This window comes from Acinetobacter lwoffii, from assembly GCF_022809915.1.
In the GTDB taxonomy this organism is placed as follows: Bacteria; Pseudomonadota; Gammaproteobacteria; order Pseudomonadales; family Moraxellaceae; genus Acinetobacter; species Acinetobacter lwoffii_M.
The window spans coordinates 1-25,508 of the sequence record NZ_JALGQY010000014.1 but is presented as its reverse complement, the minus strand read 5'-3'; the positions used below and the strand labels follow the sequence as shown (position 1 = coordinate 25,508).

Annotated in this window: 19 protein-coding genes; 6 read left to right on the top strand and 13 right to left on the bottom strand. The window is 44.6% G+C overall.

What is annotated here, in order from left to right; all coding sequences use genetic code 11:
* Nucleotides 1-202: 202 nt before the first annotated feature.
* From MTX11_RS08925 to MTX11_RS08900, 6 genes are all read left to right on the top strand, one after another.
* Complete coding sequence (locus MTX11_RS08925) at nt 203-1,684, top strand: TolC family outer membrane protein (RefSeq protein WP_338129136.1); 1,482 nt, start codon at nt 203-205, stop codon at nt 1,682-1,684.
* Nucleotides 1,681-3,822, top strand: a complete 2,142-nt coding sequence (locus MTX11_RS08920) for a type I secretion system permease/ATPase (protein WP_243474918.1) — start codon at nt 1,681-1,683, stop codon at nt 3,820-3,822. Before MTX11_RS08925 ends, MTX11_RS08920 begins: the two co-directional genes overlap by 4 nt.
* Nucleotides 3,819-5,006 (top strand): beta-barrel domain-containing protein, encoded by a 1,188-nt coding sequence (locus MTX11_RS08915; RefSeq protein ID WP_243474917.1) that lies wholly within the window; start codon nt 3,819-3,821, stop codon nt 5,004-5,006. Before MTX11_RS08920 ends, MTX11_RS08915 begins: the two co-directional genes overlap by 4 nt.
* 119 nt (nt 5,007-5,125) lie before the next feature.
* Nucleotides 5,126-5,725, top strand: a complete 600-nt coding sequence (locus MTX11_RS08910; RefSeq protein ID WP_243474916.1) for an IMPACT family protein — start codon at nt 5,126-5,128, stop codon at nt 5,723-5,725.
* Complete coding sequence (locus MTX11_RS08905) at nt 5,718-6,335, top strand: DapH/DapD/GlmU-related protein (protein ID WP_004279945.1); 618 nt, start codon at nt 5,718-5,720, stop codon at nt 6,333-6,335. Before MTX11_RS08910 ends, MTX11_RS08905 begins: the two co-directional genes overlap by 8 nt.
* Before the next feature lie 193 nt (nt 6,336-6,528).
* The gene (locus MTX11_RS08900; RefSeq protein WP_004279943.1) at nt 6,529-7,371 is read left to right on the top strand and encodes a universal stress protein; all 843 of its coding nucleotides are present in this window, start codon (nt 6,529-6,531) and stop codon (nt 7,369-7,371) included.
* A gap of 168 nt (nt 7,372-7,539) precedes the next feature.
* Here the strand turns inward: MTX11_RS08900 and MTX11_RS08895 are convergent, their stop codons facing one another.
* The 13 genes from MTX11_RS08895 to MTX11_RS08835 all read right to left on the bottom strand — a co-directional run bounded on the left by MTX11_RS08895 (nt 7,540) and on the right by MTX11_RS08835 (nt 25,337).
* A complete protein-coding gene (locus MTX11_RS08895; RefSeq protein WP_243474915.1) occupies nt 7,540-8,205 on the bottom strand; it encodes an O-methyltransferase in 666 nt (221 codons plus the stop codon).
* 132 nt (nt 8,206-8,337) lie between these two features.
* A complete protein-coding gene (locus MTX11_RS08890; protein WP_004279938.1) occupies nt 8,338-9,057 on the bottom strand; it encodes a D-Ala-D-Ala carboxypeptidase family metallohydrolase in 720 nt (239 codons plus the stop codon).
* Nucleotides 9,058-9,194: 137 nt separating this feature from the next.
* On the bottom strand, nt 9,195-9,518 hold the full coding sequence (gene fdxA, locus MTX11_RS08885) for a ferredoxin FdxA (RefSeq protein ID WP_004279936.1): 324 nt from the start codon (nt 9,516-9,518) through the stop codon (nt 9,195-9,197).
* 204 nt (nt 9,519-9,722) lie between these two features.
* Nucleotides 9,723-12,356 carry a DNA mismatch repair protein MutS gene (gene mutS / locus MTX11_RS08880; RefSeq protein ID WP_243474914.1) on the bottom strand — a complete coding sequence of 878 codons (2,634 nt, stop codon included), beginning with the start codon at nt 12,354-12,356 and terminating at the stop codon, nt 9,723-9,725.
* A 335-nt stretch (nt 12,357-12,691) separates the two neighbouring features.
* A complete protein-coding gene (locus MTX11_RS08875; protein ID WP_218946972.1) occupies nt 12,692-14,698 on the bottom strand; it encodes an esterase/lipase family protein in 2,007 nt (668 codons plus the stop codon).
* Between the two features lie 120 nt (nt 14,699-14,818).
* Complete coding sequence (locus tag MTX11_RS08870) at nt 14,819-15,769, bottom strand: ABUW_2363 family tetratricopeptide repeat lipoprotein (RefSeq protein WP_243474913.1); 951 nt, start codon at nt 15,767-15,769, stop codon at nt 14,819-14,821.
* Between the two features lie 117 nt (nt 15,770-15,886).
* Nucleotides 15,887-16,720, bottom strand: a complete 834-nt coding sequence (gene cysE / locus MTX11_RS08865; RefSeq protein WP_228127940.1) for a serine O-acetyltransferase — start codon at nt 16,718-16,720, stop codon at nt 15,887-15,889.
* The gene (locus MTX11_RS08860) at nt 16,696-17,544 is read right to left on the bottom strand and encodes an RNA methyltransferase (protein ID WP_004646690.1); all 849 of its coding nucleotides are present in this window, start codon (nt 17,542-17,544) and stop codon (nt 16,696-16,698) included. The genes cysE and MTX11_RS08860 overlap by 25 nt, the downstream gene beginning before the upstream one ends.
* A 37-nt stretch (nt 17,545-17,581) precedes the next feature.
* Nucleotides 17,582-21,154, bottom strand: a complete 3,573-nt coding sequence (dnaE, locus tag MTX11_RS08855) for a DNA polymerase III subunit alpha (RefSeq protein WP_243474912.1) — start codon at nt 21,152-21,154, stop codon at nt 17,582-17,584.
* Between the two features lie 357 nt (nt 21,155-21,511).
* Complete coding sequence (locus tag MTX11_RS08850; protein ID WP_004279923.1) at nt 21,512-22,207, bottom strand: methionine ABC transporter permease; 696 nt, start codon at nt 22,205-22,207, stop codon at nt 21,512-21,514.
* A complete protein-coding gene (locus tag MTX11_RS08845) occupies nt 22,204-23,229 on the bottom strand; it encodes a methionine ABC transporter ATP-binding protein (protein ID WP_243474911.1) in 1,026 nt (341 codons plus the stop codon). Before MTX11_RS08845 ends, MTX11_RS08850 begins: the two co-directional genes overlap by 4 nt.
* A 76-nt stretch (nt 23,230-23,305) precedes the next feature.
* Nucleotides 23,306-24,181 carry a MetQ/NlpA family ABC transporter substrate-binding protein gene (locus MTX11_RS08840; protein WP_243474910.1) on the bottom strand — a complete coding sequence of 292 codons (876 nt, stop codon included), beginning with the start codon at nt 24,179-24,181 and terminating at the stop codon, nt 23,306-23,308.
* Nucleotides 24,182-24,779: 598 nt separating this feature from the next.
* The gene (locus MTX11_RS08835; protein ID WP_243474909.1) at nt 24,780-25,337 is read right to left on the bottom strand and encodes a GNAT family N-acetyltransferase; all 558 of its coding nucleotides are present in this window, start codon (nt 25,335-25,337) and stop codon (nt 24,780-24,782) included.
* Between the last annotated feature and the right edge of the window lie 171 nt (nt 25,338-25,508).

Below are 25,508 nucleotides of genomic sequence, written 5' to 3'. Positions count from 1 at the left end.
AATCCTGCTTTATATAAAAACCCTGCATCAGACGCCAGTTGTCGGATGCAGGGTTTTTTTTGATCAAATCAAAGTGAAAAAGATTTCTTTTAAAGGGATTTGATATATGGTTAGGCTAAAACAAGAAACATTACATAATTATACGATTTAGGGCAGAACACTTTAAAAAAAATCAGGGGAAAACAGATCAAAAAAGAAGGGGATTGATACTTCTTCTTTTGCCTTTATCTGTGTCTTTAGGGCATGCAGAAAGCTCACCCATTATTTTACCAATCTCAAGAATAGCTTAGGTCAGCTGATTGCACCCAAACCGACACGATCAGCACACACCATTGATATTACCTCGCTCGGTCATTATTCATTAGATACATCAAAAGTAGCTGAGCTGCCGCAAATTACCCGGCCAGAGTCAGGACAATCGGCTTTAAGTTCTACAAGCACAGCCGGCATTCCAAAGACAATGAATCTGGTGGAAGCCGTACACCGAGCAGTGCAACGACGTCCTGAAATCACCCAGAGTATTTCGACATTATCTGCGCAGGCCGCGAATATTGATGTGGCGAGAGCGGGTTATTATCCGCAGTTATCCGGGGGTATCGGGACAGGTGACCTCACTTCCGGTGAACGTGGACAACAAATGGTTTCTTTGAATGCCACCCAGATGCTGTATGACTTTGGCAAAATTAAAACCAATGTCAGTGTAGAAGAAGCCCGCTTGGCAGAAGAACAGGCAAGAGTGCTGGTTAGTTTGGATCAGATTGCATTTGAAGTAGCAGATGCAATAGTGAATATCAAACGTTATCAGCAAATCACCCAGATTGCCCAACAGCAGATTCAGGGCATTGGACGGATTGCAGAAATTGCCAATTTGCGTGCCCGCGCCGGAATCAGCAGTCAGGCCGACCCGATTCAGGCCCAGTCCAATCTGGAAGCAGCGCAATCGAATCTGATTGTACAGCAGACCCAGCTCAGACAATATCAACAACGCTTGCGTACCTTGCTAGGATTTGATGTATCCACTGTTGAATGGGATATTCCTGATCGTATTGTGGCACAGGCCGATCTTTATCAAGATCCGGAATTTACCCAGATTCCGAACATGATTCTGGCACATGCCGGGGTCAATGTTGCCCGTTCGCAAAAAGATCAGGCGCGATTAAGTTCTTATCCGACTATTAGTGTTAAAGGTAGTCTAAGTCAGGCGATGAATGGGCGAAATCCAAATAATAATGAAGATGATGGCTTCTATAATTCAGTCATGATTGAAGCCAGCAGTAATTTGTATCAGGGTGGTGCAACGCGTTCACAGACCGGTGCCGCAAGCTATGCCGAAGAAGCTGCACGCGCACAGGTCAATACGGTCTATCTGGATGTGCTAGATCAGGTGCGCTTGATCCGCGAGCAAATTGAAAATAAACAAAAACAAATGGGGGTTTTATCCCAGCGCCGCGCAACCACGATACACACCAAAGAGCTGTATCAAGAACAATATAAATTGGGTACCCGAACCGTGGTGGATTTGCTGAATGCAGAGCAAGCCATTCATAGTGCCGCGCAGGAAATTGAATCGGCACGCTATGATATTTATTCGGCGATCGTACAGTACATTCAGGTCACGGGCCGTACACGGGATATTTACGCGCTTAACAGCATTTCTATTCAGGGGTTTGAAGTTCAGCCATGAGTACTACAATAATAAATTATCAACCTTGGCTTCAGGCAGTTTTAAATATTGCCCGGCATTACCGGATCGAGCCTTCTGAGGAGCGGATACGCCTGCAACTGGACTGGAACCAGCATCATGATATCGATGACATGCTCAAAATTGTCAGTCGTCAGATGGGTTTAAATGTCCGTAAAAATAAATTTGAGCGCAGCCTGCTGAATCCATGGCGTTTACCTTTACTGGTTGAATTCGATAGTGGTGATGTAGGCGTGATCGAACGCATCGACACACAAGGGAATGTTAGCATACAGCTCAGTGGTGATGAAGGTTTATCTCAAAGCTTTACAGTTGAGCAGTTAGAGGTTGGAATAAAGCATCTTTATGTGCTGCGTCCTGAATCTTCAGTTCCAGATGCGCGGGTGGATGAATATATCAAACCCTTTGAGAAAAACTGGTTTTGGTCAATTGTCCTGAATGACTGGAAGCGTTATATCGATGTGATGTTTGCATCTTTAATTGCCAATATTCTGGCATTGGCCACGATAGTTTTCTCGATGAATGTCTATGACCGTGTCATTCCATCACAATCTATTCCGACGTTATGGGTGTTGGCAGGTGGGGTGCTGATCGCCGCGATTTTCGAGTTTGTGTTACGCGTCTCGCGGATCTATTTGTCAGACATTATTGGTAAACGCGCGGATTTAAAAATTTCTGACCGGGTGTTTGGTCATTCCTTGCGGATTAAAAACAGTGAACGTTCCAAATCAACAGGAACTTTCATTTCACAAATTCGCGAGCTGGAAGGCGTCCGCGAACTGGTAACTTCAACCACCGTCACGGCCATTGCCGACCTGCCATTCTTCTTCCTGTTCTTAGGCATCTTCTGGGTGATCGGTGGCAATCTGTTCTGGGTTATGTTACTCGTTGTACCTTTAATGATTCTCCCGGGAATTCTGGCGCAGAAAAAACTGGCACAGCTGGCCCAGTTGGGGATGCGCGAATCTGCCATCCGCAATGCCTTGCTGGTAGAAGCCGTACAAGGAATTGAAGACATCAAGTTGTTAAGGGCTGAAACGCGTTTCCAGAACCAGTGGAATCATATGAATGAAGTGTCAGCCGATGTCAGCATGCAGCAACGTAAAATTGTCGGCTTGATGACCGCCTGGACCCAAAAAATTCAGGGACTGACCTTTGCAATTGTAGTCTTGGTCGGGGCTTTTGCGGTGATGGAGGGTGATATGACCACGGGTGCACTGGTGGCCTGTTCGATTCTATCTTCACGCATGCTGGCACCAATTTCACAAATTACGGGCGTGCTGGGGCGCTTGCAACAGGCTAAAGTGGCGAAATCCGGTCTGGATGAACTCATGAAAAAACCAGTGGACCAGCCGGACTATTCGCACCTGATTCATCGTCCGGCACTGGATGGGCATTATGAGCTTAACGGTGTGGTGTTCAAATATGGCGATGATGATCCGAAACCGAGTTTGATGATTCCCAAGCTGGAAATCAAGCCCGGGGAGAAAATTGCGATTCTGGGCCGTAATGGTGCAGGAAAATCGACCTTGTTGCAGCTCTTGTCTGGGATGCAGACACCGTTACAGGGCAAGGTCAAGCTGGATGGTGTTGATCTGACCCTGATTGATCCGTCAGATGTACGTCGTGATATGGGCTTGCTGAATCAGAACTCACAGTTATTTTATGGTTCAATCCGTGAAAACCTGACTTTGGGTGCACCTTTGGCCACCGATCAGCAAATTCTGGAAGCCTTACAAATTACCGGTGCACTGGGATTTGTACAGGAGAAAAAAGAAGGGCTGGATCATATCATTTTAGAGGGTGGTGTCGGCTTTTCTGGTGGACAGCGCCAAGCCTTGTTATTGGCGCGGTTGTTGATTCGTCAACCAAAGATTTTGCTACTGGATGAACCGACCGCTGCCATTGATGATGTGTCAGAAAAACAGTTGATTGATCATCTTAAAGGATATTTAACCCATCGTACGATGATCGTCGCCACTCATCGCCGTGCGGTATTGGAACTGGTGGATCGTATTCTGGTGGTCAATGATGGCAAGATTGTGATGGATGGACCACGGGATCAGATCCTGAATCAGTCGCAGGGTGGTAAGAAGCGGGTTGTGGGAGCAAGTGCATGAGTGAACTACAGCAACTAAAATGTTCCAGCAAGGTCAGCTTTCAGGAACCGCCATTACCCAAATCAAGTGTCATCATCTGGATTATCGGCATTGGCCTACTGGTATTACTGACCTGGGCCTGGTTATTCAAATTGGAAGAAGTATCTACCGGTACTGGAAAAATAATTCCATCATCCAAAGAGCAGGTGATTCAGTCTCTGGATGGCGGTATTTTGACTAAACTTAATGTCAAAGAAGGTGAGATTGTCGAGCGTGGGCAAGTATTGGCCCAGCTTGATCCGACCCGCTTTGAATCCAACGTCGGTGAATCAGAATCCTTGCTGGTGTCATCACGTGCCACTTCAGCCCGTTTACGTGCGGAAGTCACCGGCGCACCGTTGGTCTTTCCTGAAGAAGTGTTGAAATACCCCAAATTGGTTAAAGAAGAAACGGCTCTGTATCAGTCGCGTCGAGCCAATTTGCAAGAATCTGTTGCAGGCCTGGAACAGGGTTTGTTACTGGTGCAGCAAGAACTGGAAATGACCGCTCCCTTGGTCGCCAAAGGGGCAGCCAGTGAAGTTGAAGTGTTGCGTCTAAAACGTGAAGCCAATGACCTGCGTAATCAGATGAATGATATCCGTAATCAATATTATGTGAATGCGCGGGAAGAATTGTCCAAAACCAATACTGATGTAGAAACCCAGCAACAGGTGGTACGTGGCAAGTCGGATACTTTGAGCCGAACTGTTTTTAAATCACCGGTTCGCGGTGTCGTCAAAGAGATTGATGTGATGACGCTGGGCGGGGTGATTCCACAAAATGGCAAGTTGATGACCATCGTGCCACTGGATGAAAAATTACTGGTTGAAGCACGAATCTCGCCGCGTGATATTGCCTTTATTCGCCCTGATCAGGAAGCATTGGTTAAAATTACAGCTTATGATTATTCGATCTATGGTGGGTTGAATGGTAAAGTTGCGATGATTTCACCGGATACCTTGCGTGATGAAGTCAAGCAGGATCAATTTTATTATCGGGTGTATATCCGTACCGATAGCGACAAGCTCAGCAATAATGCCGGGCAGGAGTTCAATATTACTCCAGGGATGGTGGCCACCGTGGATATTCGTACTGGTTCAAAAACCGTGATGGATTATCTGATCAAGCCATTTAATAAAGCCAAAGAAGCCTTGCGTGAACGGTAATATTTGCCAAGCAATTGAGTAAAACAATCGATCAAAATCAGGGCTCTCCGTGGAGAGGCTTTTTATTTGTCTGTGCAAAGCGGGTATACTGCAGCAGTGAGAGTTTAAAGCCTGAAGTTATGCCATTTACCATTGCCAGCCTGGTCAGTTTTGAGGAAGACATCAAAAAAAGCCGCTTTCAGGCCTTTGCCATCCCTGTTGAGAATGAGCAGGACGTCAAAGATTTTCTGGAAACTTATCGTGATCCAAGCACCACGCATCAATGCTGGGCCTGGAAAATTGGCCATCAGGTACGCTTTAATGATGATGGTGAACCTTCAGGCACAGCGGGACGCCCGATTCTGGCGACCATTGAAGGCAATGAGCTGACCAATGTGCTGGTACTGGTCAATCGCTGGTATGGCGGGATCAAGCTGGGAACAGGGGGCTTGGTACGTGCCTATGGCGGTTGCGCTGGACAATGTTTGTTGTTGGCAGAAAAAATTGAACTGATTGAAAAGAAGAAGGTGCAATTTTCCTGTCAATTCAATGAATGGGCCATCTTTCAATATGAATTGAATCAGCAGCAAATCGATTATCAGGAAGAATATACAGCCGAAGGGGTGCAGATCAGCGCCTTATTTCAGTTACATCAAATTCAACCTTTTGCCTTAAAAATTCAAGATGTGACCCGCGGCCGTGAACAGCTCAAAATCATAGAAGAAGCGACAGATGACTGACGTAGATCCATTACTGAAATATCGTGAGCAGCATAAACATCGCCTGAATTACATGCCTTGGCTGTACTGGTCTTTAAAGCCAAAAAATCGCGGTTGGGCAGAAGCGTGGCAAAAGGACTATCAGGCTTACTTGATGGAAATGGAAACCGTCGAGATTGGTGAAAACTGTTTTATTTCACCTCTTGCACATATTTTCGCGGAGCCGGGACGCAAAATCATTATTGGTGATAATAGCTTTATTGCTGCAGATTGCACCTTACATGGCCCCCTAGAGATCGGTAATGAAGTGGCGATCAATCATCACTGTATTCTGGATGGTGGCCGGGTGGGGATTAAACTGCATGATCAGGTGCGCATCGCCGCTTATTGTCATCTTTATGCCTTTGATCATGGCATGGATTTGGAGCAGCCGATTTATCAGCAGCCAGTACGTTCGCAAGGCATCGAGATTGGTCGGGATGTGTGGCTCGGTGCGCATGTCGGTATCAAGGACGGAATTAAAATCGCAGATCAGGCCGTGGTGGGAATGAACAGTATGGTGACCAAGGATGTCGAGAAGCGTGCGATTGTCGCCGGTAATCCGGCCCAATTCATTCGCTATCGTGAATAAGCTTTTGGAAGTCAAGTGCTTGATGCAACAGCCTGACTCAGCAGATGGTTCGATATATTGATCTATATTTGTTCACATAAAAGTTAACATATTTCAAGTCAAGCCTTACAGATTTCGCTGCACATTTTTGAATGCTTATGCTAAGTTAAAAATAACTAAGAAATTTTTATCATAAATAGAAGAGAGGCTAAACATGAAACGTGTCATCGCCTGCATCGACTCATCGCCATGTATAAACGCGCTGGCAGACGCGGCGGCATGGATTGCCAAACAGACTGGCCGTGAACTGGTCCTGTTACAGGTTTTGGATTATTACCCGGCCAGTTATCATCTGGGGGAAATCAGCGGAGTGATTGGCTTTGAAAGTAATGCCATGTTACTCAAAGAACTGGCCGAGCTTGAACAAAAACAAAGTGAAATTGCGCTGGATTATAGCAATAACCTGCTGCAACACATTTCCGAGAGGATTCTGGCAGAACACGGTATTCAAACCACACATATTCAGGAAAAGGGTGATTTTCTGGAGCAAAGCTTCCAGATCCTGCAGCCTGATGATATCGCGGTGATTGGATTGCTTGGTGAACGCTCAGCTGAAAAAAACAAACCGATCGGTACCAATGTGGAAAATTTTATTCGTGGGGCCAATTGTACCGTGATGACTGTCGGAGAACAGTTTAAGCCGCCGACACGATTTATTTTCGCCTATGAATATTCACCGACCTGTATCAAGATGATGAAGCGGATTGCGGAAAGTGATCTGCTGCGCTTATTGCAATGTCATCTATTATATATTGGTGATCATGCTGAAATTCTAAATGAGCCTTTGCAATATTTAAATCAGGCTGGTTTAGATGTGGTGCCACAATACCGCTATGGCGATGTCGCAGAAAATATTTTGACCTATCAGCAGGAACTGGGAATTCAGCTGATCGTGTTGGGTGCATTTAGTCACAGTAAAATTCACCAATTTTTCCTTGGTAGTATTGCCACCACTATTTTCCGTAATTCTAAAGTGCCTTTACTGGTTGCGAAGTGAGGATTACATAAAATAACTAAGCGCGAAGTCTAATCGTAAATTGTTACAGCTTGATTTAAAAATAACCAGAGTTATCCTCATATATTGTGGATAACTCTGTGGTTAATATTTATAAGTTAATGTTATTTATAATAAATATGTAATTGGGTGATTTTTGTTCTTATTGTTTTATTTCACAATCGCGAGTGCAAAACCATCATGTCCTTTGCTGCCAACCGTTTGTAAAGCAGTGCATGACAAGATACGTGGATGATTTTGAAGCGCTTTAAACATGTCACGAATGCCTTCAATACTTGGTTTATTATTGTCCGGATTAATGATTTCACCCGCACGAATCACATTGTCCAGAAAAATAAGTGTACCTGAGTGCGACAAGTTTAAACTGAGTTCCAGATATTCTGGATAACTCTGTTTGTCTGCATCAATAAAGATGAAATCGAAAGCTTTAGTATCTTCAGGCAGGGCTTTAAGCACATCTGCTGCACGGCCGCATTTCAGTTCAACGGTCTGTTTAAGCTGCGCGCGATCAATATTTTCCTGACCCATTGCCGCATGGGTATCACGTCCTTCAATCGTCAGGATATAGCCATCATCCGGCAAGGCACGTGCCAGCCACATGGTGCTATATGCTGCAAATGTGCCGAGTTCCAGTATACGTTTACATTGGTTCATCTGGATTAGCATCTGCAACAACATGCCTTGGTTCGGTGCTACAGCCAGATGATCAGGAAAACCGTGCGCTGCGGTATTCTCAAGAGTTTGATTCAGAATAGGGTCTTCAGGAATTAAATGTGAATCAATGTAGTGATCAATGTCTGTCCACATTTGTTGCATAGTCTTAGCACCTCGATTGCGATGCGTGCATTTTAAACTTTTCGCGGCAGAGCGCAATTTATTGTTCTATAGGTGATGATTTTTTAGGCTCTACAATGTCCTGAATGAACTTTGTAGAGTGGTTGTCATGACTTAGTAATTACACATCGAGGAATTACGGCCTAAACTCGGTCCCCAGGTACGATAACCTTGGGTATCGATGTGGATTTGACCTGAAGCATACATGCCAAGTCCCATATTCAGACTTTGACCATGCTGTACCCAGAACTGACACAATTTGAACTTGGTATTTTCAATATAGCTATAATCTTGTGCCTGCGGATATTCAGGCCCAATCCGGAAATCGATGGCAGAGTTGTACAGATGGCGTGAAGAGTTGGCACCACCGGCACACTGGTTTAAAGGCAGGTCACGATAGACTGACGTGACTTCAAAATCAGTCAGTACATTGGCTGCAACCAGATATTTAAAGACTTTTAAAGTTGGGATCTGATTGGCCCATAATTCACGGCTTGGAATCATGTATTGGGAACGGCCACACTTGGCCCAATCACGTGCAGTACGCATCAATTCGAAACTCGGAATGATATTGCCAACCCCATGACGTTCCAGAAAAACCTCATATTCACGCACGCGTGACAAATTATCCAGTGCCGATACCCAGTGGGTATACACATAAGGCACAGTTTTTGGGTGGGCTTTACGATCGTATTGAACACGTTCTTGTGGAATGTAAATCCGTTTTCCAGCAGGTGTGGTGGCCTGTCCAGGTTGTTTTGTGGTCGTGGTACAGCCCACAAAAACAAGAGGAATTATACAAAGACTCAATAATCCCTTTAACAAGTTCTTCATTTATAGAAATCAGATATTTACAAAATAGCGCTATTTTAGACTAAATATAGGGAGAAATTTGGAGAATATTGCAATGAAATGTGTGCGTTGAGTATAAAAAAGATCAGCATTTGCTGATCTTTTAAAGTTTAAACTAATTACTTTTCAAGGTATTGTAATTTGTCTGCTTTGCCATTCCATTCTTCACGGTCTGCTGGCTGGTCACCAATTTGTGTGATATTTGGCCATTTTTGTGACAGGTCAGCATTCAGTTCAATAAAGACTTCTTGACCCTCTGGTAATTCGTCTTCAGAGAAAATTGCATTTGCCGGGCATTCAGGTTCGCATAACGCACAGTCGATACATTCGTCCGGGTTAATCACAAGGAAGTTAGGACCTTCATAGAAACAGTCTACAGGGCAAACTTCAACACAGTCTTGATATTTACATTTAATACAATTTTCAGTGACAACGAAGGTCATGGCGACAGCTACCTAAAAAATATGGTTCTAATTACGAATGCTGTATTTTAGGCAAAAACAGGGGGAACTAACAATTCCTTTTATTGATATTTGTTATATATAGGGCTGTTAAATTTGAAAAAAGGTCGCATACCGATGAATTACAGCATTCATCGGTATGTTCAGGACATCGACCCTATGCCAGATGAGGTCTAGGACCGAGAATTAACTTGACTGTTTGATCAGGTCTTTGAGCGCATATAACTGCTGCAAGGCTTCACGCGGAGTTAAACTATCTACATCAATATCTTCGAGTAAGTCCAGTGCAGGCGATTCTTTTTCAATTTCGATGATACGTTCTATAGGCTCCATAACTTCAGGCATTGCAAACAGATCATGCTGCGGGCTCAGTGGCTTGGCCTGATGCTGTTTTTCCAGAATCTTTAAGCGGTTTTGCGCTTCTTTAATCACCGCAGCCGGAATGCCTGCCAATTTCGCGACTTGCAAGCCATGACTTTGACTGGCCGGGCCATGTTGCACCTTATGCAATAAAATCAGATTACCATTCAGCTCTTTGGCCGTGACATGGTAGTTATTAATGCCACTTTCCTTATCCAGTTCAGTCAGTTCGAAATAATGGGTAGCAAATAGACATAAACATTGAATGCGTTTGGTCAGATCCAGCACACAGGCCCAAGCCAAAGACAAGCCATCATAGGTACTGGTTCCACGGCCAACTTCATCCATGAGTACCAAAGACTGGCTGGTGGCATGATGCAGGATTTGCGAGGTTTCGGTCATTTCCACCATAAAGGTTGATTTGCCGGTCGATAAATCATCGGCAGAACCAATACGGGTAAAGACACGGTCAACCGGACCTAAAGTTGCAGCTTGCGCTGGAACATAGGCACCACAATAAGCCAGCAACACGATCAATGCAGTCTGGCGCATAAAGGTGGATTTACCACCCATGTTGGGGCCGGTAATGATGGCCATGCGATGGGGAAAATCCAGTCGCGTATCGTTCGGAGTAAAGGCCGATTTACTGAGGGCTTCTACCACTGGATGTCGTCCAGCAGTGATACTTACACCGATTTCAGGGCTAAATTTTGGACGCGACCAGTTGCGTAAACGCGCCTGATGGGCAAAATTAGCAATCAGATCAATCTGGGCAATGGCGCTGCTCATCATCTGTAAACTGCCGATATCCTGACGCAGTTCATCCAGCAGCATTTCAAACAGCATTTTTTCACGGGCCAAGGCACGCGATTCGCTTGATAAGACTTTGTCTTCAAATGCTTTCAGTTCAGGTGTGATGTAGCGTTCGGCATTTTTCAGGGTTTGCCTACGAATATAGTGCTCGGGTGCCTGTTCAGCCTGTGCGCGGGTCAGCTCAATATAATATCCACTGACGCGGTTGTAGCCAATTTTCAGTCCCGGAATGCCGCTTTGTTCACGCTCTTTAATTTCCAGATCAATCAGGAACTGGCTGGCATGATCACGAATCTGACGTAGTTCATCGAGTTCACTGTCAAAACCTTCTGCAATGACATTACCATCACGAAGCAGGACGGGTGGATTTTCCACAATGGCGGACATCAGACGTTGATGTAGATCATGGAAGTCGCCGAGTTCTTCATTGAGTTGTACTAAAAGTTTGGACTGTTGCTGACTGACAATTGGCTGTAGAGCATGGCGTAAAAATGGAATTTGCGCACAGGCCTGACGCAGTTGTACCAGATCACGTGGACGGGCACTGCCGAGCGCAATACGGCTCAGCACACGTTCAATATCGCTAATTTCTTTAAGGACCAGACGTACAGGCACTTCGTGGAAACCTTGCAGCAGGGCTTGAATGGCATCCAGGCGCTCATCTAGCAGCGCAGTATCGCGTAGAGGTTGCATTAGGGTGCGACTGAGCAAGCGCCCCCCCATGGCAGTCTGGCAATCATTGATCAGCTGAAATAAGGATGTCCCATGTTCAAATAAAGGCTCAATCAGTTCAAGATTACGGCGTGTCACCGGATCCAAAGCAATAAAATCTGAACTCTGTTCTAGCTGAATCGTGCGGATATGCGGTAACGCAGTTTTCTGGGTTTCTTTGGCGTAGTGAATCAGTGCCGCTGCGGCTGCTTTAGCCAAAGGTAAATGATCAATTCCGAAACCTGAAAGCGTGCTGACGGCAAACTGGTCACATAAGGTTTTTTGTGCATTATTCAGGTTGAAGTCGACATCGGGACGTTTGGTGACCGAGATATCCAGTTGCTGTTTGAGTTGTTCGGTCAATGTTGGATCAGTGATACTTTCATCCAGCAGAATTTCGCTTGGCATCAAACGTGCCAGTTCAATCATGAGCTGGTTAAGATCATAATCCTGCTGCTGGACTTTAAATAGGCCGGCGCTGAGATCGAGAAGTGCAATGCCAATCTGATTCTGTTGAATACATAAAGCCACCAGATTCGAGCTTTGATGTGCACCGAGCATGGCATCATCGGTCAGGGTACCTGGCGTAATAATTCGAACCACACCACGCTCAACCGGTCCTTTGCCAGTAACCTCGCCGATCTGCTCGCAGATCACCACGGTTTCGCCTTTTCTGACCAGACGTGCCAGATATCCCTCGGCTGCATGATAAGGCACACCCGCCATAGGAATCGGCTGACCATTGGCTTTACCGCGATGGGTCAGGGTAATGCCTAAAATCTTGGCTGCCTTGTGTGCATCTTCAAAGAACAGTTCATAAAAATCACCCATACGATAAAACATCAAAGAATGCGCATGCTGCATTTTCACCGACATGTATTGCTGCATCATGGGCGTTAAGGTAGAAAGATCAGCCATAATTTCTGAACTGGTCATTAAAAATAAATCCTTTCAACAAGAGATAAATGCAAATACTGCTCAATAGGCTATGCAGGAAAATTTAAAGCACATTTTCAATCAGGCCAATCCAATATGGTTGAGCACAGGAGATCGAAAATGTGAAATGAATCTGCTGATTCAATTCAGCTTTAAAGCTGTATTGCAGCAAGTCTATCAAATTTAATTTTTAGAAAGAAATGAAATTCCAGATGAATGTTTAAGTCAGCGCTCAGATCTGTCGCTATGGCTTCTTATTCAGCATTATTTGCAATTTTAAAAAATAAACCACCGGATGCGAACATGCGTTGGCAAGTCTCAATCAAGACGATAGTTTATTCCGGATCATAAAGACCAAGATCGGTCAGATGTAATCTGAGAATCCGGCGTAATTCCAGTACGGCTTCAGGCGTTTCCTGAATCGAGTGGCCACCCTTAATGACTTTGCTAGATACAGCACCATTTAGGTAAGCACTCTCATATGAAACGATATCATCGCTCATGAGCTTGGTGTCTTGCGTATCTACGGTATTGCCGATAATCGAGTGAAATTTGATATCTTTAGAAGGCTGAATATCCTGGGTCAACGCCGTGAATTTTGAATTTTCACTCAGATCGCTTGGGCCATTTTGAATCAGGTCATGCCCCAGTTCTTTGACAAACTCGTTTAACCCGATCTGGCCTTGCAGGGTATCGGCAAAGGCACCCAAAAATGCACCCGGTATACGGATAATTTTACGGGCCAGTTTGGTATGCCAGCGGTCGGCATATTCTGTCCCACGATGTGGTGTCGCTAAGAAAATGGCCCGAGTGAAATTTGGAATAGGCCGCATTTGCAGGCGTGCTTTAAAGAGCGGATTATCCTTAAATTGTGCAATGCGGGTATTTTGTACCAGCTTGAATGCATCTTGGGTAATATCGGCCTGACTGACCATTAAACGGGCAATCACACCTCCCATGCTATGTCCGACCAGCACCGCATCTTTTTTGGCTGGTGCATTGTTCGCGACCTGGGCAAAGCCTTGCTGAACCAGAGCATTAATTTGAAAACGGCTTTCCAGAATCGGCATATTAGTAGAATAAAATACCTGCCAGACCTGGAAATTTTCCCTTAATACCGGATCACCCATAATGTCGTTGGTCAGACGAATCCAGGCTTCAGGACTGCTGGCCAGGCCATGAATCAATACCAGCACTTTCTTGTTCGGATTATAAGGTTCCAGCATGTACAGGTGCGGCATGCTCAGACTGTCTTCGCGATTAATCAGGGTCAGATAGGCTAAACGCCCCAGATTATTCTCAGCTAGCCATAAGCCGTAAGGTGCAGAAAAGTTGGCGGCCAGCGCATATTCTTTCGAAGCCACCTTAATCTTTTCATGCTTATAAGGATCATACAGTTTCAGGTGAAACTCTGAAGTAGATAAAATCTGTTCCGTCGAATTCGCGGATTTGGGTACAGCGGTAATGGTGGTCGCCAGATAGCGGGCTGAATGAATGTTTGGATTGATACCATTTGGATAGTTGTGCTTGAGCGGATCGACAATATATTTTTTATCCTGCTCGGTTTGCTGTGCTTCAGGTAAGACCACTAAAAATTCTGAACCAAAACCATCACGGCGGGTGATAGAACGCAGGCCGGAAAAGTTCATGTTATAGGTGGACATCAGCTGTTCAATGGTCTGGTTTTTCAGCTGCGGAAAATTTTCCAGATCAATGGTATATACACTATCACCGACCTGAATGCGCTGGCCGGACTGTTTGGTTTTATAACGTTCAGCATAGCGTTGAATCAGATGGGCAATCGCCAGGTTATAAAAGTCACGAATCTGAACCTGGCGGTTATCAAAAATACGCTCTTGCGGCGCACGCTCGGTTTTAAATAGATAGGCATAGCTATAACGAATGCTTTTATCCAGCATAGTGAGCTGCTGATCCAGACATTTCTGGATATTCTGCTTGTGTTGTTGCTGTTTTTCCGGTGATCGGGTTTTGTTTAAAACACCGGTGTTGCATTCGGCAGACTTGGCATTTTGTAAGGAGTTGGCTAGATATAATTCACTTGCTGTAGAAAGCAATTGTTCATCTAAAATCTGGGGAATACTTTTCAGATCTTCCACACATTCTTCGGGCTGATCAATACAGATCTGAGCTTCACGACCTGTCATGGACAACACATTCAGACTGGCTTCGCTAAGCTTGTCGCGGGTCAAGATGCTGTCACGCTCATTGTTCAGCGTGACATTAATCGCCTGTTCCTTAACACTGACCACCTGACAGCCGCTGAGTACGCTGGTGATGAGTAAAGTGCACAGCATTAATCTTTTATTTATTTTTTCGTGCATAAAACTTTTCACTGAATTCAAGTTATAAAGCGGGATAATGTTTTGTATTTTACTAATTTTTTCCCATAAAAATAGACCGCCGTAGCAGTCTATTTGTAATCAAATTGAAGCGAATCTTGATTATGGGGTTACCGGTGCTGTTGCTGGGTCTGTAGCCGGAGCGAGTGTTGATGTTTGCAGAATTTGCCAAACATTCCAGCGGCCATTTTTTTCAATTTCCTGAATCAGACGGTCGGCTACTTCAGCTTCTTGCGGATATTTCACCTTATAGTTCGCCAAGGTTTGAGTGGCATTTTTTTTCTGTTCTAATGCAATATAGTTATTGGCTGCAGAAAGATAAGCCTCCTGAACGCCAGCTTTCATGGCTTTGTCCAGATAAGCGATGGCTTCTCGTTGACCACCGCCTTCAGACAGACCAAAACCAAACCAGAAGTTGACTTCAGGATCATCCGGGTTGATTTTGAGAATACGCTGGGCATAGGTCAGGGAATTGGTAGTATAGACTGAACCCAGATCCAGGTTACGTGCCATCACGCTGGCTTTAAAAGCACGCATCAATACATCAAAAGAGGCATTTGGACGGGCCGCTAAAGTATCCAGTTGTCGGGTGACTTCACGTAGTTTGGCTTCAAAGCCACGGCGTTCCTGACGATCGCTGAAACGTGGTGGATAATGACGTGCCTTACCTTCGACCATTTGCAGGAAATCGTCAATTTCGGTGATATCGATTTCATTTGAATTGGCAAGTGCTGCATAACGCATTGCACGGGTATTGCTATCTACCACTGGAATAATCAGTTTATTCACATCCAGGGTCAATTGCTTGGATGGATCATTAGGATCCGTCACCACCATCTTGGTTACAGGCTGGGCCGCAGCCTTTTTCAAATGCACTTCAAATTCAGGCGGTTCATTATAATTGAATGGATTTAAAGCATAAAATGGTGGGGACAGTTCAGGCTCTACAAAAACCACTTGGTCTACAGGTTTCTCAGCAGATTTCTGAGGAGTGATCGAACACGCAGTAATTGTGAATGCTAAGCAAGCAAGTGCCAAGGGCTTAAAGGTCATAATAGTCATCCATTCTGTTATTTTTAAAACATCTATTCAAAAATTGCATGATCGTCAGTCTATGAAAACTATAACCATCATGCAAGTAAACCCGTGTTACAGAGTGAAGTGTGATATTCAGGCCTTGGATTGGCTGGTTTGCGCTTCACATTCACGGCGCGCTTCTTCCAGAATCTCTAACTCTTTTTTACTCAAAGGCTGGCCATCCTGTTGCTGCTTGTTAAAGGTCGGATCTAACAAAGAAAGACGATTGCACAAGTTGTTCATGCGTTTTTCATTTTGCTGAATGCGATCCAGCAGAATCCGCATGCCTTCCAAAATCGGATCGGACTGGTCTTCAGTTGCGGCATAGGGCTGGAAACCGATACTTTCTGCATAGTCACGACGACGGGCTTCAGCATCATCTTTGGGTTTGTCTTTGGTGATAAAACGTGCCGGGTTGCCCACCGCTGTGGCGTTCTCAGGAACTGCTTTGGTGACGACCGCATTAGAACCGACTTTGGCATTTTTACCCACGGTAAATGGTCCAAGAATCTTCGCACCAGCACCGACTACCACGCCATCTTCTAGCGTTGGATGACGTTTACCTTTATTCCAGGTCGTTCCACCCAAAGTCACGCCGTGATAAAGCGTCACGTCATCGCCAATTTCAGCAGTTTCGCCAATTACGACACCCATACCGTGATCGATAAAGAAACGGCGGCCAATTTTTGCACCCGGATGGATTTCAATGCCTGTGGCAAAGCGGCTAAACGAAGACAACGCACGCGCAGTTCCTTTACAGTCTTTGTTCCATAGCTCATGTGCCATGCGATGCATGATCAGCGCATGAATGCCAGGGTAAGTGGTTAAGACTTCTAAGGTATTGCGTGCTGCAGGATCGCGCGCAAAGACAGCTTGTATATCTTCTTTGAGCTGTTTTAGCATTAGATTTGATCCTCGTCCTGTGATGATGTGTGTGAAGATTTTTTCCAGGTGCCGTTGTTCAATGCCTGAACACGGCTAAAAATACCACGAAGTAAGTGATATTCCATACGATCTAATTGTATACGTCCAAAGAGACGACGCAAGCGTAAAGGCAATAATCTTGGATTTTTTGGGTCCATAAATTCAATTTCTGCCAGCATTTTTTCCAAGTGCGGGTAGAACTGTTCCATCTGGGCATGGTTGACCAAAGGTTCATCCCATTCCATTTCAATGCCATCAATGACTTGCATGGTCGCTTTAGCATCACGTGGCTGTTCAATTTGACTCATCGTCGCCATGCGCATTTCATAGCAGATCACCTGAATCGCCTGAGCCACATTCAATACGCCATAGTCAGTATTTACAGGAATAGTCAGATGATAATTGGCCATCGCCAGTTCCTCATTGGTCAGACCACGGTCTTCACGGCCAAATAGAATCGCGACTTCCTGCTGATTTTGTACCACGGCGGACATGGCTTTTTCAGCGGCAGGGCGCACATCTAACAGCGGCCAGGGAATGGTACGGCTACGTGCGCTGGTACCGAATACAATCTGACAGTCTTTAATGGCATCTTCAAGGGTTTCTACAATCTCGATCTGCTCGATCAGGTCAGTTGCACCCGCGGCCAGCGCGTCAATATCCGGATGCGGATAGGTTTTCGGTGCCACCAGAACCAGCTTGGACAAGCCCATGGTTTTCATGGCACGTAAGGCACTGCCGATATTGGCAGGTAAAGTGGTATTGACCATGACAATACGCACATGGGAGAGATGTGCTGAAACAGCAGCATTGTCAATTTGACTCATGAGGATTCCAATTTTAAGGTGTTTTAAAGATCAGGATTTATGAATATTGCGGCTGGGATTCAGCCTGATACAGCTCCAGTGCATCATCCATGCTCATGCCCGCAGGCGGCGGAGGAATATCCACCGGCTTAGCCTGTTCATAGGACACGGCTTTGGCAGCTTTGGACTTGACCTGATACTCAATATGCAAGGCTTCTTTACCAAAATAATCACGCAATTTGGCTAGGAGCTCATCCAGTGGGGCGACTTTCCAGTTGAGACCCAGATGCAGTTCAGTCGTGGCATACGGGTAATCCAGATATAGAATCACCGGAATATGTGCCGACATATCGACATTGCAATAAGGAGTCAGAATCTGCTGCAAGTCACGGCTCAAGCTCTTGCTGAAATGCTCGGCTGTGAGGGTAATCTTGATGCTATTGGCACGTTTCTGACGAATTTCATTCAGGCTAAATGCTTTGGTGAGACGTCCCATCGGACGGTCAAAGCCTTCACGCTCATAGATTTCGCCTTCAATCACCACCACTTTATCGAGCTGGATAATCTCTTTAAAGCGGTTGAAGCGTTCGTGATTGGCTGAAATCTCAATCCGTGCCGTACCATCATCCAGGGTCATCATCATTCGGTTCGGGAAATTGGCAATATCCACCACCAGTCCTGCAAACACGGTGGTCACACCACGGCGTGTTGGCGTCAGCTCATTGATCTGACTAGGCACAAAGGCTTTCAGTTCATTGCGATACACATCAATCGGGTGACCGGTTAAATACAGACCAAGTGTATCTTTTTCACCTTTCAGACGAACTTCATCTGCCCATGGTTTGACTGGCTTAGATGGCTTGCGCTGAACTTCTTCCACTTCGCCAAACAGGTCCATGATGCCGGTTTCACGATTGGAACGTGCCTGTTCCGCAGCTTGAACCGCTTCAGGCAGTTGCGCCATCAGGTCGGCGCGGTCAATGCCTAAGCAATCCAATGCACCTGAACGAATCAGTGCTTCCAGAGTACGCTTATTGATTTTTTTCAGGTCAATACGATGACAGAAATCAAACAAGTCACGGAATGGACCTTCTTGTGCACGCGAGTCAATCACCGACTGCATCGCCGCTTCACCGACGCCTTTGATCGCCCCCAGACCATAGACAATGGTTTGCTCATCGATAGCATGGAATTGATACAGCGACATATTCACTGACGGTGGTAAAACTTCCAGATTATTCTTGCGACAGTCATCAATCAGGAATACCACGTTGTCGGTGTTCTGCATCTCCGAGGTCAATACCGCAGACAGGAATTCCGCCGGATAATGTGCTTTCAGCCATGCAGTTTGGTAGGCAACCAAAGCATAGGCAGCAGCATGCGATTTGTTAAAACCATAGCCGGCGAACTTTTCCATATAGTCGAAGATATGGTTGGCCGTGGCTTCATCAATGTCTTTTTTCGATGCACCTTCAATAAAGATCTGGCGCTGTTTGACCATTTCTTCCGGTTTTTTCTTACCCATGGCACGACGTAACAAATCCGCGCCACCAAGGGTATAGCCAGCACAGTACTGTGCAGCCTGCATTACCTGTTCCTGATACACCATAATCCCATAAGTGGGTTCTAGTACGCCTTCAAGCAAGGGATGCAGATATTCAAAATCGCCACCATGCATCCGGTGAATAAAGTCAGGAATCAGATCCATCGGACCTGGACGGTACAGTGATACGAAAGCAATAATTTCTTCAAATTTGCTTGGGCGTGCCTCTTTCAGCATCTTTTTCATGCCCACGGATTCAAACTGGAATACCGCAGTGGTGTTGGCATTGGCAAAGACCAAATACGCGTCTTTATCTTCAAGCGGGATATAGGCAATGTCTAAAGGCTTGTCAGATTTGATGCGTTTATTGATATTTTTAACCGCATCTTCAATCACCGTCAGGTTACGCAAACCCAAGAAGTCAAACTTCACCAGACCTGCAGATTCGACATCGTCTTTATCGAACTGTGCCACGCGTCCGGTACCATCGGCATCACACATGACCGCAGAGAAATCGGTAATTTTGGTTGGCGAGATGACCACACCACCGGCGTGTTTACCAGTGTTTCGGGTAATACCTTCCAGTTTAAGTGCCATTTCCCAGATTTCGGCTGCATCGTCATGATCTGGATTGGATGGATTGGTGACGATATCTTTGAGCTGGGGTTCAGCTTCTAGTGACTCAAGCAGGCTTAGACCTAAAGGCTTGGTCGGGATCATTTTCGAGATACGATCCGCCAGACCATAAGATTTACCCAAAACGCGGGCAACATCACGAATCGCACCTTTGGCAGCCATGGTACCGAATGTTGCAATCTGGGAGACCGCATCACGGCCATAGGTACGTGCTACATAGTCAATCACGCGGTCACGGCCTGCGATACAGAAATCGACGTCGAAGTCGGGCATCGAAACACGTTCCGGGTTCAGGAAACGTTCGAACAGCAGTTCATAACGCAGCGGGTCAAGATCGGTAATTTTTAAGCTATAGGCGACCAGTGAACCTGCACCCGAACCACGGCCCGGACCGACCGGAACGCCGTTACTTTTCGACCACTGAATGAAGTCCATCACGATCAGGAAGTAGCCCGGGAATCCCATCGAGTTAATGATATTGATCTCGTATTCGATACGCTCATCATAAGGCTTGCGGATTTCTGGCCAGTCTTCATCACGTTGTTCAGGCGGATACAGGAAATTCAGGCGTTCTTCCAGACCTTCTTTGGACAAGTGTGCAAAGAAGGTATCAATGGTATGACCTTCAGGAATCGGATAATCAGGCAGGAAGTATTTGCCCAGTTGCAGCGTCACATTACAGCGTTTGGCAATGTGATAGGTGTTCTCAATCGCAGATGGAATATCCGAGAACAGCGCCGTCATTTCTTCAGCAGATTTGAAATATTGTTCAGGTGAATAGGTTTTAGGGCGGCGGTTGTCACCAAGCACATAACCATCTGCAATACATACCCGTGCTTCATGCGCTTCATAATCTTCACGGGTCATGAAATGCACATCATTATGTGCGACCACACCGATATTGTATTTTTTTGCCAGCTTAACGGCTTCCAGAATAAAGTTATCTTCATCCGGACGATTGGTACGGGTCAGGGCAAGATAAACACGATTACCAAATTTTTCGACCCATTCTTCTAGCAGCGGTTCGGCTTTTTGCGGATTTGAACTCATCAGCATTTTGCCGACATCGGAATGCATGCCGAGCAGGGCAATCATGTCCTCAGGCTGATTTAAAATCCATTGTTTTTGAACGCAGGGAATATCCAGTTGCTGGCCACTGATAAAGCCTTCAGATACTAATTCAGTCAAATTACGCCAGCCGGTATTGGTCATGGCCAATAAGGTCATGCGATGTTCGGCATCATTCAGGCGAATTTCAGAACCCAGAATCGGCTTGATGCCTTTGCTCAGACATTTGCCATAGAACTTGACGGCAGCATGCAGGTTAGAAAGATCCGTGAGCGCAAGGGCAGGCATCTGTTCTTCTTCGGCAGCTTTGACCAAGTCAGGTATCCGTACGATGGATTCAGTAATCGAAAATTCTGTATGAATACCAAGATGAACAAAGTGCATAGATGAGTCCCTGCTAAAACCATTGAATAGTTTAACATGGGATTTATTGTTTCAGTTTGAAATTGAGGGGAAATGGCTAACTTTTAGGTCAAGTTTGAATTTGATTTTTTAAGCTGATTATTTAGTTAGTTTTTAGAAGATATTTTCTTTTACTTTTAACGGGGCAAAAGTAACAAAACCTCTTTGTTGATCTGATGGCACTTCCATGTGCCACAGACCAACGGGCGACTTCCTGTCGCGGTGGCACGTATCAAATAGTTGCAGGACTTTACTTTGAAATAATGAGAAAGGGTTCGTAAGTATTAAAAACAATAAAACCCTCTTTTTAAAGGGCTTTATTTATACATAAAAACTAGCTTAACGAAGTCGGGATAACCAGTCACCGAGGCTTTGTACAATCTGCACTAGAATCAGTAATACAATCACCGTCATGATGACTACAGAGGTATCAAAACGCTGATAACCATAAGAAATCGCTAAGTCACCAATACCACCCGCACCGACAGCACCGGCCATTGCCGTTGCACCAATCAAACTGATGGTAGCAGTAGTCAAGTTTAGAATCAGTGAGCTACGCGCTTCCGGCAGAATAAACTTAAAGATAATTTGCATTGGCGTCGCGCCCATCGCTTGGGCAGATTCGATAATACCTTCATTCACTTCGAGTAAAGAGGTTTCAATCAGGCGACCAATGTATGGGCCGACATAAATGGTCAATGGAACAATCGCTGCCCAGGTCCCAATCGATGTGCCGACAATTAACTTGGTCAGTGGAATCACCGCAATCAGCAAGATAATAAATGGCAATGAACGTAGCGCATTCACAATCGGATTGAGACCGTGATAAATCACACGATTCGGTAGAATCCCATTCGGACGGGTCACCAGTAGAGTAATCGCCTGAATGAAGCCCCAGATACAGCCAAACAGCATCGCGAAGAACACCATATGAAAGGTTTCTTGCAATGCTGTCACAAACTGATCTATCGACAGGGAGCTTTTCCAGAACGGCGCAGTGATCGTTGTCAGCCACTGTACAATTAAATCTCTCATGCCTGTACTCCCGCCTGATCGACTTGTACGCCGTGTTGTTCAAGGAATTTTATTGCTGCTTGAATTTCTTGTGCATCACCCAGTAGCTGAATAAACATCTGGCCAATCACCGTGCCATTAATTTCGGTCATATTGGCAAACAGAATATTTAAACTGATATCAAACTGTTTAATCACCGCTTGAATCACGGTTTCCTGTGCCGAGCTACCAAGGAATTTCAGGCAATAAATACTGTTGTGATTCTGGTTTTCCAGATTGGTCAGAATATTGACTGGTAAATGCTGCTGTAATACGGTCTGAATGAAATTCTTGGTGGTCGGGTGCTGTGGTTGACTAAATATTTGTAAGGTACTACCGGTCTCAATTACGTCACCTTTTTCCATCACGGCGACATAATCACATACAGTTTCAATCACATCCATTTCATGGGTAACCATAACAATGGTGATGCCTTGTTCTTCATTAATTTTTTTAAGTAGCTGTAGAACAGATTTGGTGGTTTGTGGATCAAGTGCAGAAGTCGCTTCATCACAGAGTAAAATTTTTGGATGATTGGCAAGGGCACGGGCAATACCAACACGCTGCTTTTGACCGCCAGACAATTCATCTGGAAAAGCATGACGTTTATGTTTCAGGTCAATAAAGTCTAATAATTCTTCGAGGCGCTTTTCCCGTTCTGCCTTGCTCCAGCCTAGGAGTTTCATGGGCATTTCGATATTGGCTGCCACGGTTTTGGTTTGCATTAAATTGAAATGCTGGAAAATCATGCCGATGCTGGCACGTTCTTGACGCAATGCTTTGGCATCCAGTGCGGTAAAATCTGTTCCGTTAATGATAATCCGGCCTGAGCTTGGGCGCTCAAGCAGGTTGATCAGACGGATGAGGGTGCTTTTACCGGCACCACTATAACCGATGATGCCAAAAATACTGCCGGTTGGAATCTGAAGATTAATCTGATTCAAGGCATGCAAGGTTTGACCCTTAAGCTCATACTGTTTTGAAATATCTTTAAATTCAATCATAGTGTCAAAAACTGCATCACGGATAAAAAAACAGGCAAGAAATCGTCCTTGCCTGTTCTAAAAGTCTATTATAGTACTATTTTGATTCAGTTAAATACGTCATAGGTTTGTTTACCGCAACTTTCGTACCACCAAAATGTTCATCAACATACGCTTTTACTGCTGGCGTATGATACAACGCACCCACTTTTTGCAGAACTGGATCATTTTGACGATCTGCTGCAACAGCTAATACGTTGACATTCATTTTTGTGCTTTGATCGATTGGCTCGTAGTAAATCGCATCTTTCAATACGTTTAAACCACCTTCCATTGCCAAGGTATTGCCCAGCACAATCGCATCTACTTCGTCTTTTACGCGTACTGCAGTTGCCATTTGAATTGGCTTAATCACGATTTGTTTTGCATTTTCGGTCACATCAGACGTTGTGCCTTTGACATTGTCAAAATCAGCTTTTAACTTAACCAGACCTGCTGATTGTAAAAGCAATAATGCACGTGATTCATTTGCGCCGTCATTCGGAATGGCAATGGTCGCACCAGTTTTAAACTCGTTTAAAGATTTCACTTTGCTTGAGTAAATGCCCATTGGCTCTAAATAAGTGGTAGATAGAGGTGCAATTTTGGCTGTGTTGGCATCGTTATAAGCCACCATATAGGCATAAGACTGGAATGCATTCACATCAATTTCTTTGTTGGCTACTGCCGTGTTCATTGACACATAGTCAGTGAAATTTTTTACATCAAGTTTGATACCGGCTGCTTTGGTTTCAGGCAGGGTCGCGATATAACGCCATACGTCTGCATCTGAACCGGTCGAAGCCATAGTTACAGTTTGAAGACCATTTGCATCTTTAGTTTGCGCTGCATCATTCGCAGGCGCTTCCTGTTTACCACACCCAGTTAAAGTCAATACAGAGGCACTCAAGATAACGCCAAGTAACTTTTTCATGAAATTGTCCTAATTCTATTCTTGCCTAAAGTATAAGCATTTTTAAATCGTGTTAAATAAGAGTTTTATTACGATCTAAGTAGGTGGATTGATCATTGCTGAGGAGGGCTTGAGATCAGAAGATGCAAGCGTGCAGCAACAGTTCTGATGAACTTGATCAAGTCAGAGGCAGCCCAAATCTGATGTACTTGATCTATTTTGGAGAGAGAAAAAAGATATTTTATAAGAACATGGAAAGGTTTAGGGGCTCTGAAGTTGTGGATATCATAGCAATAAATCTATATTCGATATACTGGATAGAAAAGCCTTGCTTATCTCTTTAGTCGAATATAAAAAAGATCTTTTAAAGAAAATATTAATTAAAACAATATATTATTTATATTGAAAATATGGCTTTAATAGATATGTCTAAATACTGATCTTTATAAGATTTTGTAAGATAGAAATATAAAAAATGCATATAGATAAATTAAAGAAAATATCTGATTTTTGGCAAATTAAGAAAATTCTATCATTAACGAGATAAATCTTTCCTTTATATTAACTAAGCTTAGTATCTGATCTTGGTCTTCTCAGGTCATGATACTACAAGCTTGTTTTAACAGAAGGGAATATACAGATAATCTGAACGCTGTTTTTCATAGAGTACGTGTCTACACAAGATATGATCGGCAGGTACAAGTGGATGATCAAACTCTCCCACTTTTTCTAAGCCAATATTTTGCATGACACGTTCTGATGGTGTGTTGATGCAGGCAGTAAAAGAAATGACTTTCTCTAGGCGCAGGGTTCTAAAGGCATATTTCAGTACCGCTTTGGCTCCTTCAGTTGCATAGCCTTGGTTCCAGTATTGCGGTAACAAGCGCCAGCCAATTTCAGGGGCATCGGCAATTTTAAGCTCAGGTGGATGCACGTGTAAGCCAATAAAACCGATGAATTCGCCTGTAGCTTTGAGTTCTACGGCAAGGAGTCCCCAACCACGTGTATCAATAGCATTACGAGTACGTTCAAGAAAAGCAGTTGCCTCAGCCGCATCGAGTTTTTTAGGGAAGTAGCGCATGACCTCGTCATCTGCACACATTTGGATAAATGGGGCAGTGTCGGAATCTTGCCATTGGCGTAGGATGAGGCGAGGGGTTTGAAGGTGAATAGTCATTAGGTATCTTAATTTGGTTACGATTTTTTAGTTTCGTTTAGGGATTTGCTCTTTAAACTCATTAAACTGTTTCGTTTTATAGTCCAAAGATATTTGATCCTAGACAAAATAATGGACAGCACGTCCCTCTAAAGATAACGTAACTTTAATCTTTGGAGATTCAAGAAATGG

Excerpts from the sequence above, each read along its gene's own strand:
- MTX11_RS08875 (WP_218946972.1), bottom strand. The coding sequence starts at position 14,698 with ATGCACGAAAAAATAAATAAAAGATTAATGCTGTGCACTTTACTCATC.
- MTX11_RS08860 (WP_004646690.1), bottom strand. The coding sequence starts at position 17,544 with ATGAGTCAAATTGACAATGCTGCTGTTTCAGCACATCTCTCCCATGTG.
- MTX11_RS08890 (WP_004279938.1), bottom strand. The coding sequence starts at position 9,057 with ATGAAGAACTTGTTAAAGGGATTATTGAGTCTTTGTATAATTCCTCTT.
- fdxA (WP_004279936.1), bottom strand. The coding sequence starts at position 9,518 with ATGACCTTCGTTGTCACTGAAAATTGTATTAAATGTAAATATCAAGAC.
- MTX11_RS08850 (WP_004279923.1), bottom strand. The coding sequence starts at position 22,207 with ATGAGAGATTTAATTGTACAGTGGCTGACAACGATCACTGCGCCGTTC.
- MTX11_RS08905 (WP_004279945.1), top strand. The coding sequence starts at position 5,718 with ATGACTGACGTAGATCCATTACTGAAATATCGTGAGCAGCATAAACAT.
- MTX11_RS08840 (WP_243474910.1), bottom strand. The coding sequence starts at position 24,181 with ATGAAAAAGTTACTTGGCGTTATCTTGAGTGCCTCTGTATTGACTTTA.
- MTX11_RS08915 (WP_243474917.1), top strand. The coding sequence starts at position 3,819 with ATGAGTGAACTACAGCAACTAAAATGTTCCAGCAAGGTCAGCTTTCAG.
- MTX11_RS08835 (WP_243474909.1), bottom strand. The coding sequence starts at position 25,337 with ATGACTATTCACCTTCAAACCCCTCGCCTCATCCTACGCCAATGGCAA.
- MTX11_RS08920 (WP_243474918.1), top strand. The coding sequence starts at position 1,681 with ATGAGTACTACAATAATAAATTATCAACCTTGGCTTCAGGCAGTTTTA.
- MTX11_RS08845 (WP_243474911.1), bottom strand. The coding sequence starts at position 23,229 with ATGATTGAATTTAAAGATATTTCAAAACAGTATGAGCTTAAGGGTCAA.
- dnaE (WP_243474912.1), bottom strand. The coding sequence starts at position 21,154 with ATGCACTTTGTTCATCTTGGTATTCATACAGAATTTTCGATTACTGAA.
- mutS (WP_243474914.1), bottom strand. The coding sequence starts at position 12,356 with ATGACCAGTTCAGAAATTATGGCTGATCTTTCTACCTTAACGCCCATG.
- MTX11_RS08900 (WP_004279943.1), top strand. The coding sequence starts at position 6,529 with ATGAAACGTGTCATCGCCTGCATCGACTCATCGCCATGTATAAACGCG.
- MTX11_RS08910 (WP_243474916.1), top strand. The coding sequence starts at position 5,126 with ATGCCATTTACCATTGCCAGCCTGGTCAGTTTTGAGGAAGACATCAAA.
- MTX11_RS08895 (WP_243474915.1), bottom strand. The coding sequence starts at position 8,205 with ATGCAACAAATGTGGACAGACATTGATCACTACATTGATTCACATTTA.
- MTX11_RS08870 (WP_243474913.1), bottom strand. The coding sequence starts at position 15,769 with ATGACCTTTAAGCCCTTGGCACTTGCTTGCTTAGCATTCACAATTACT.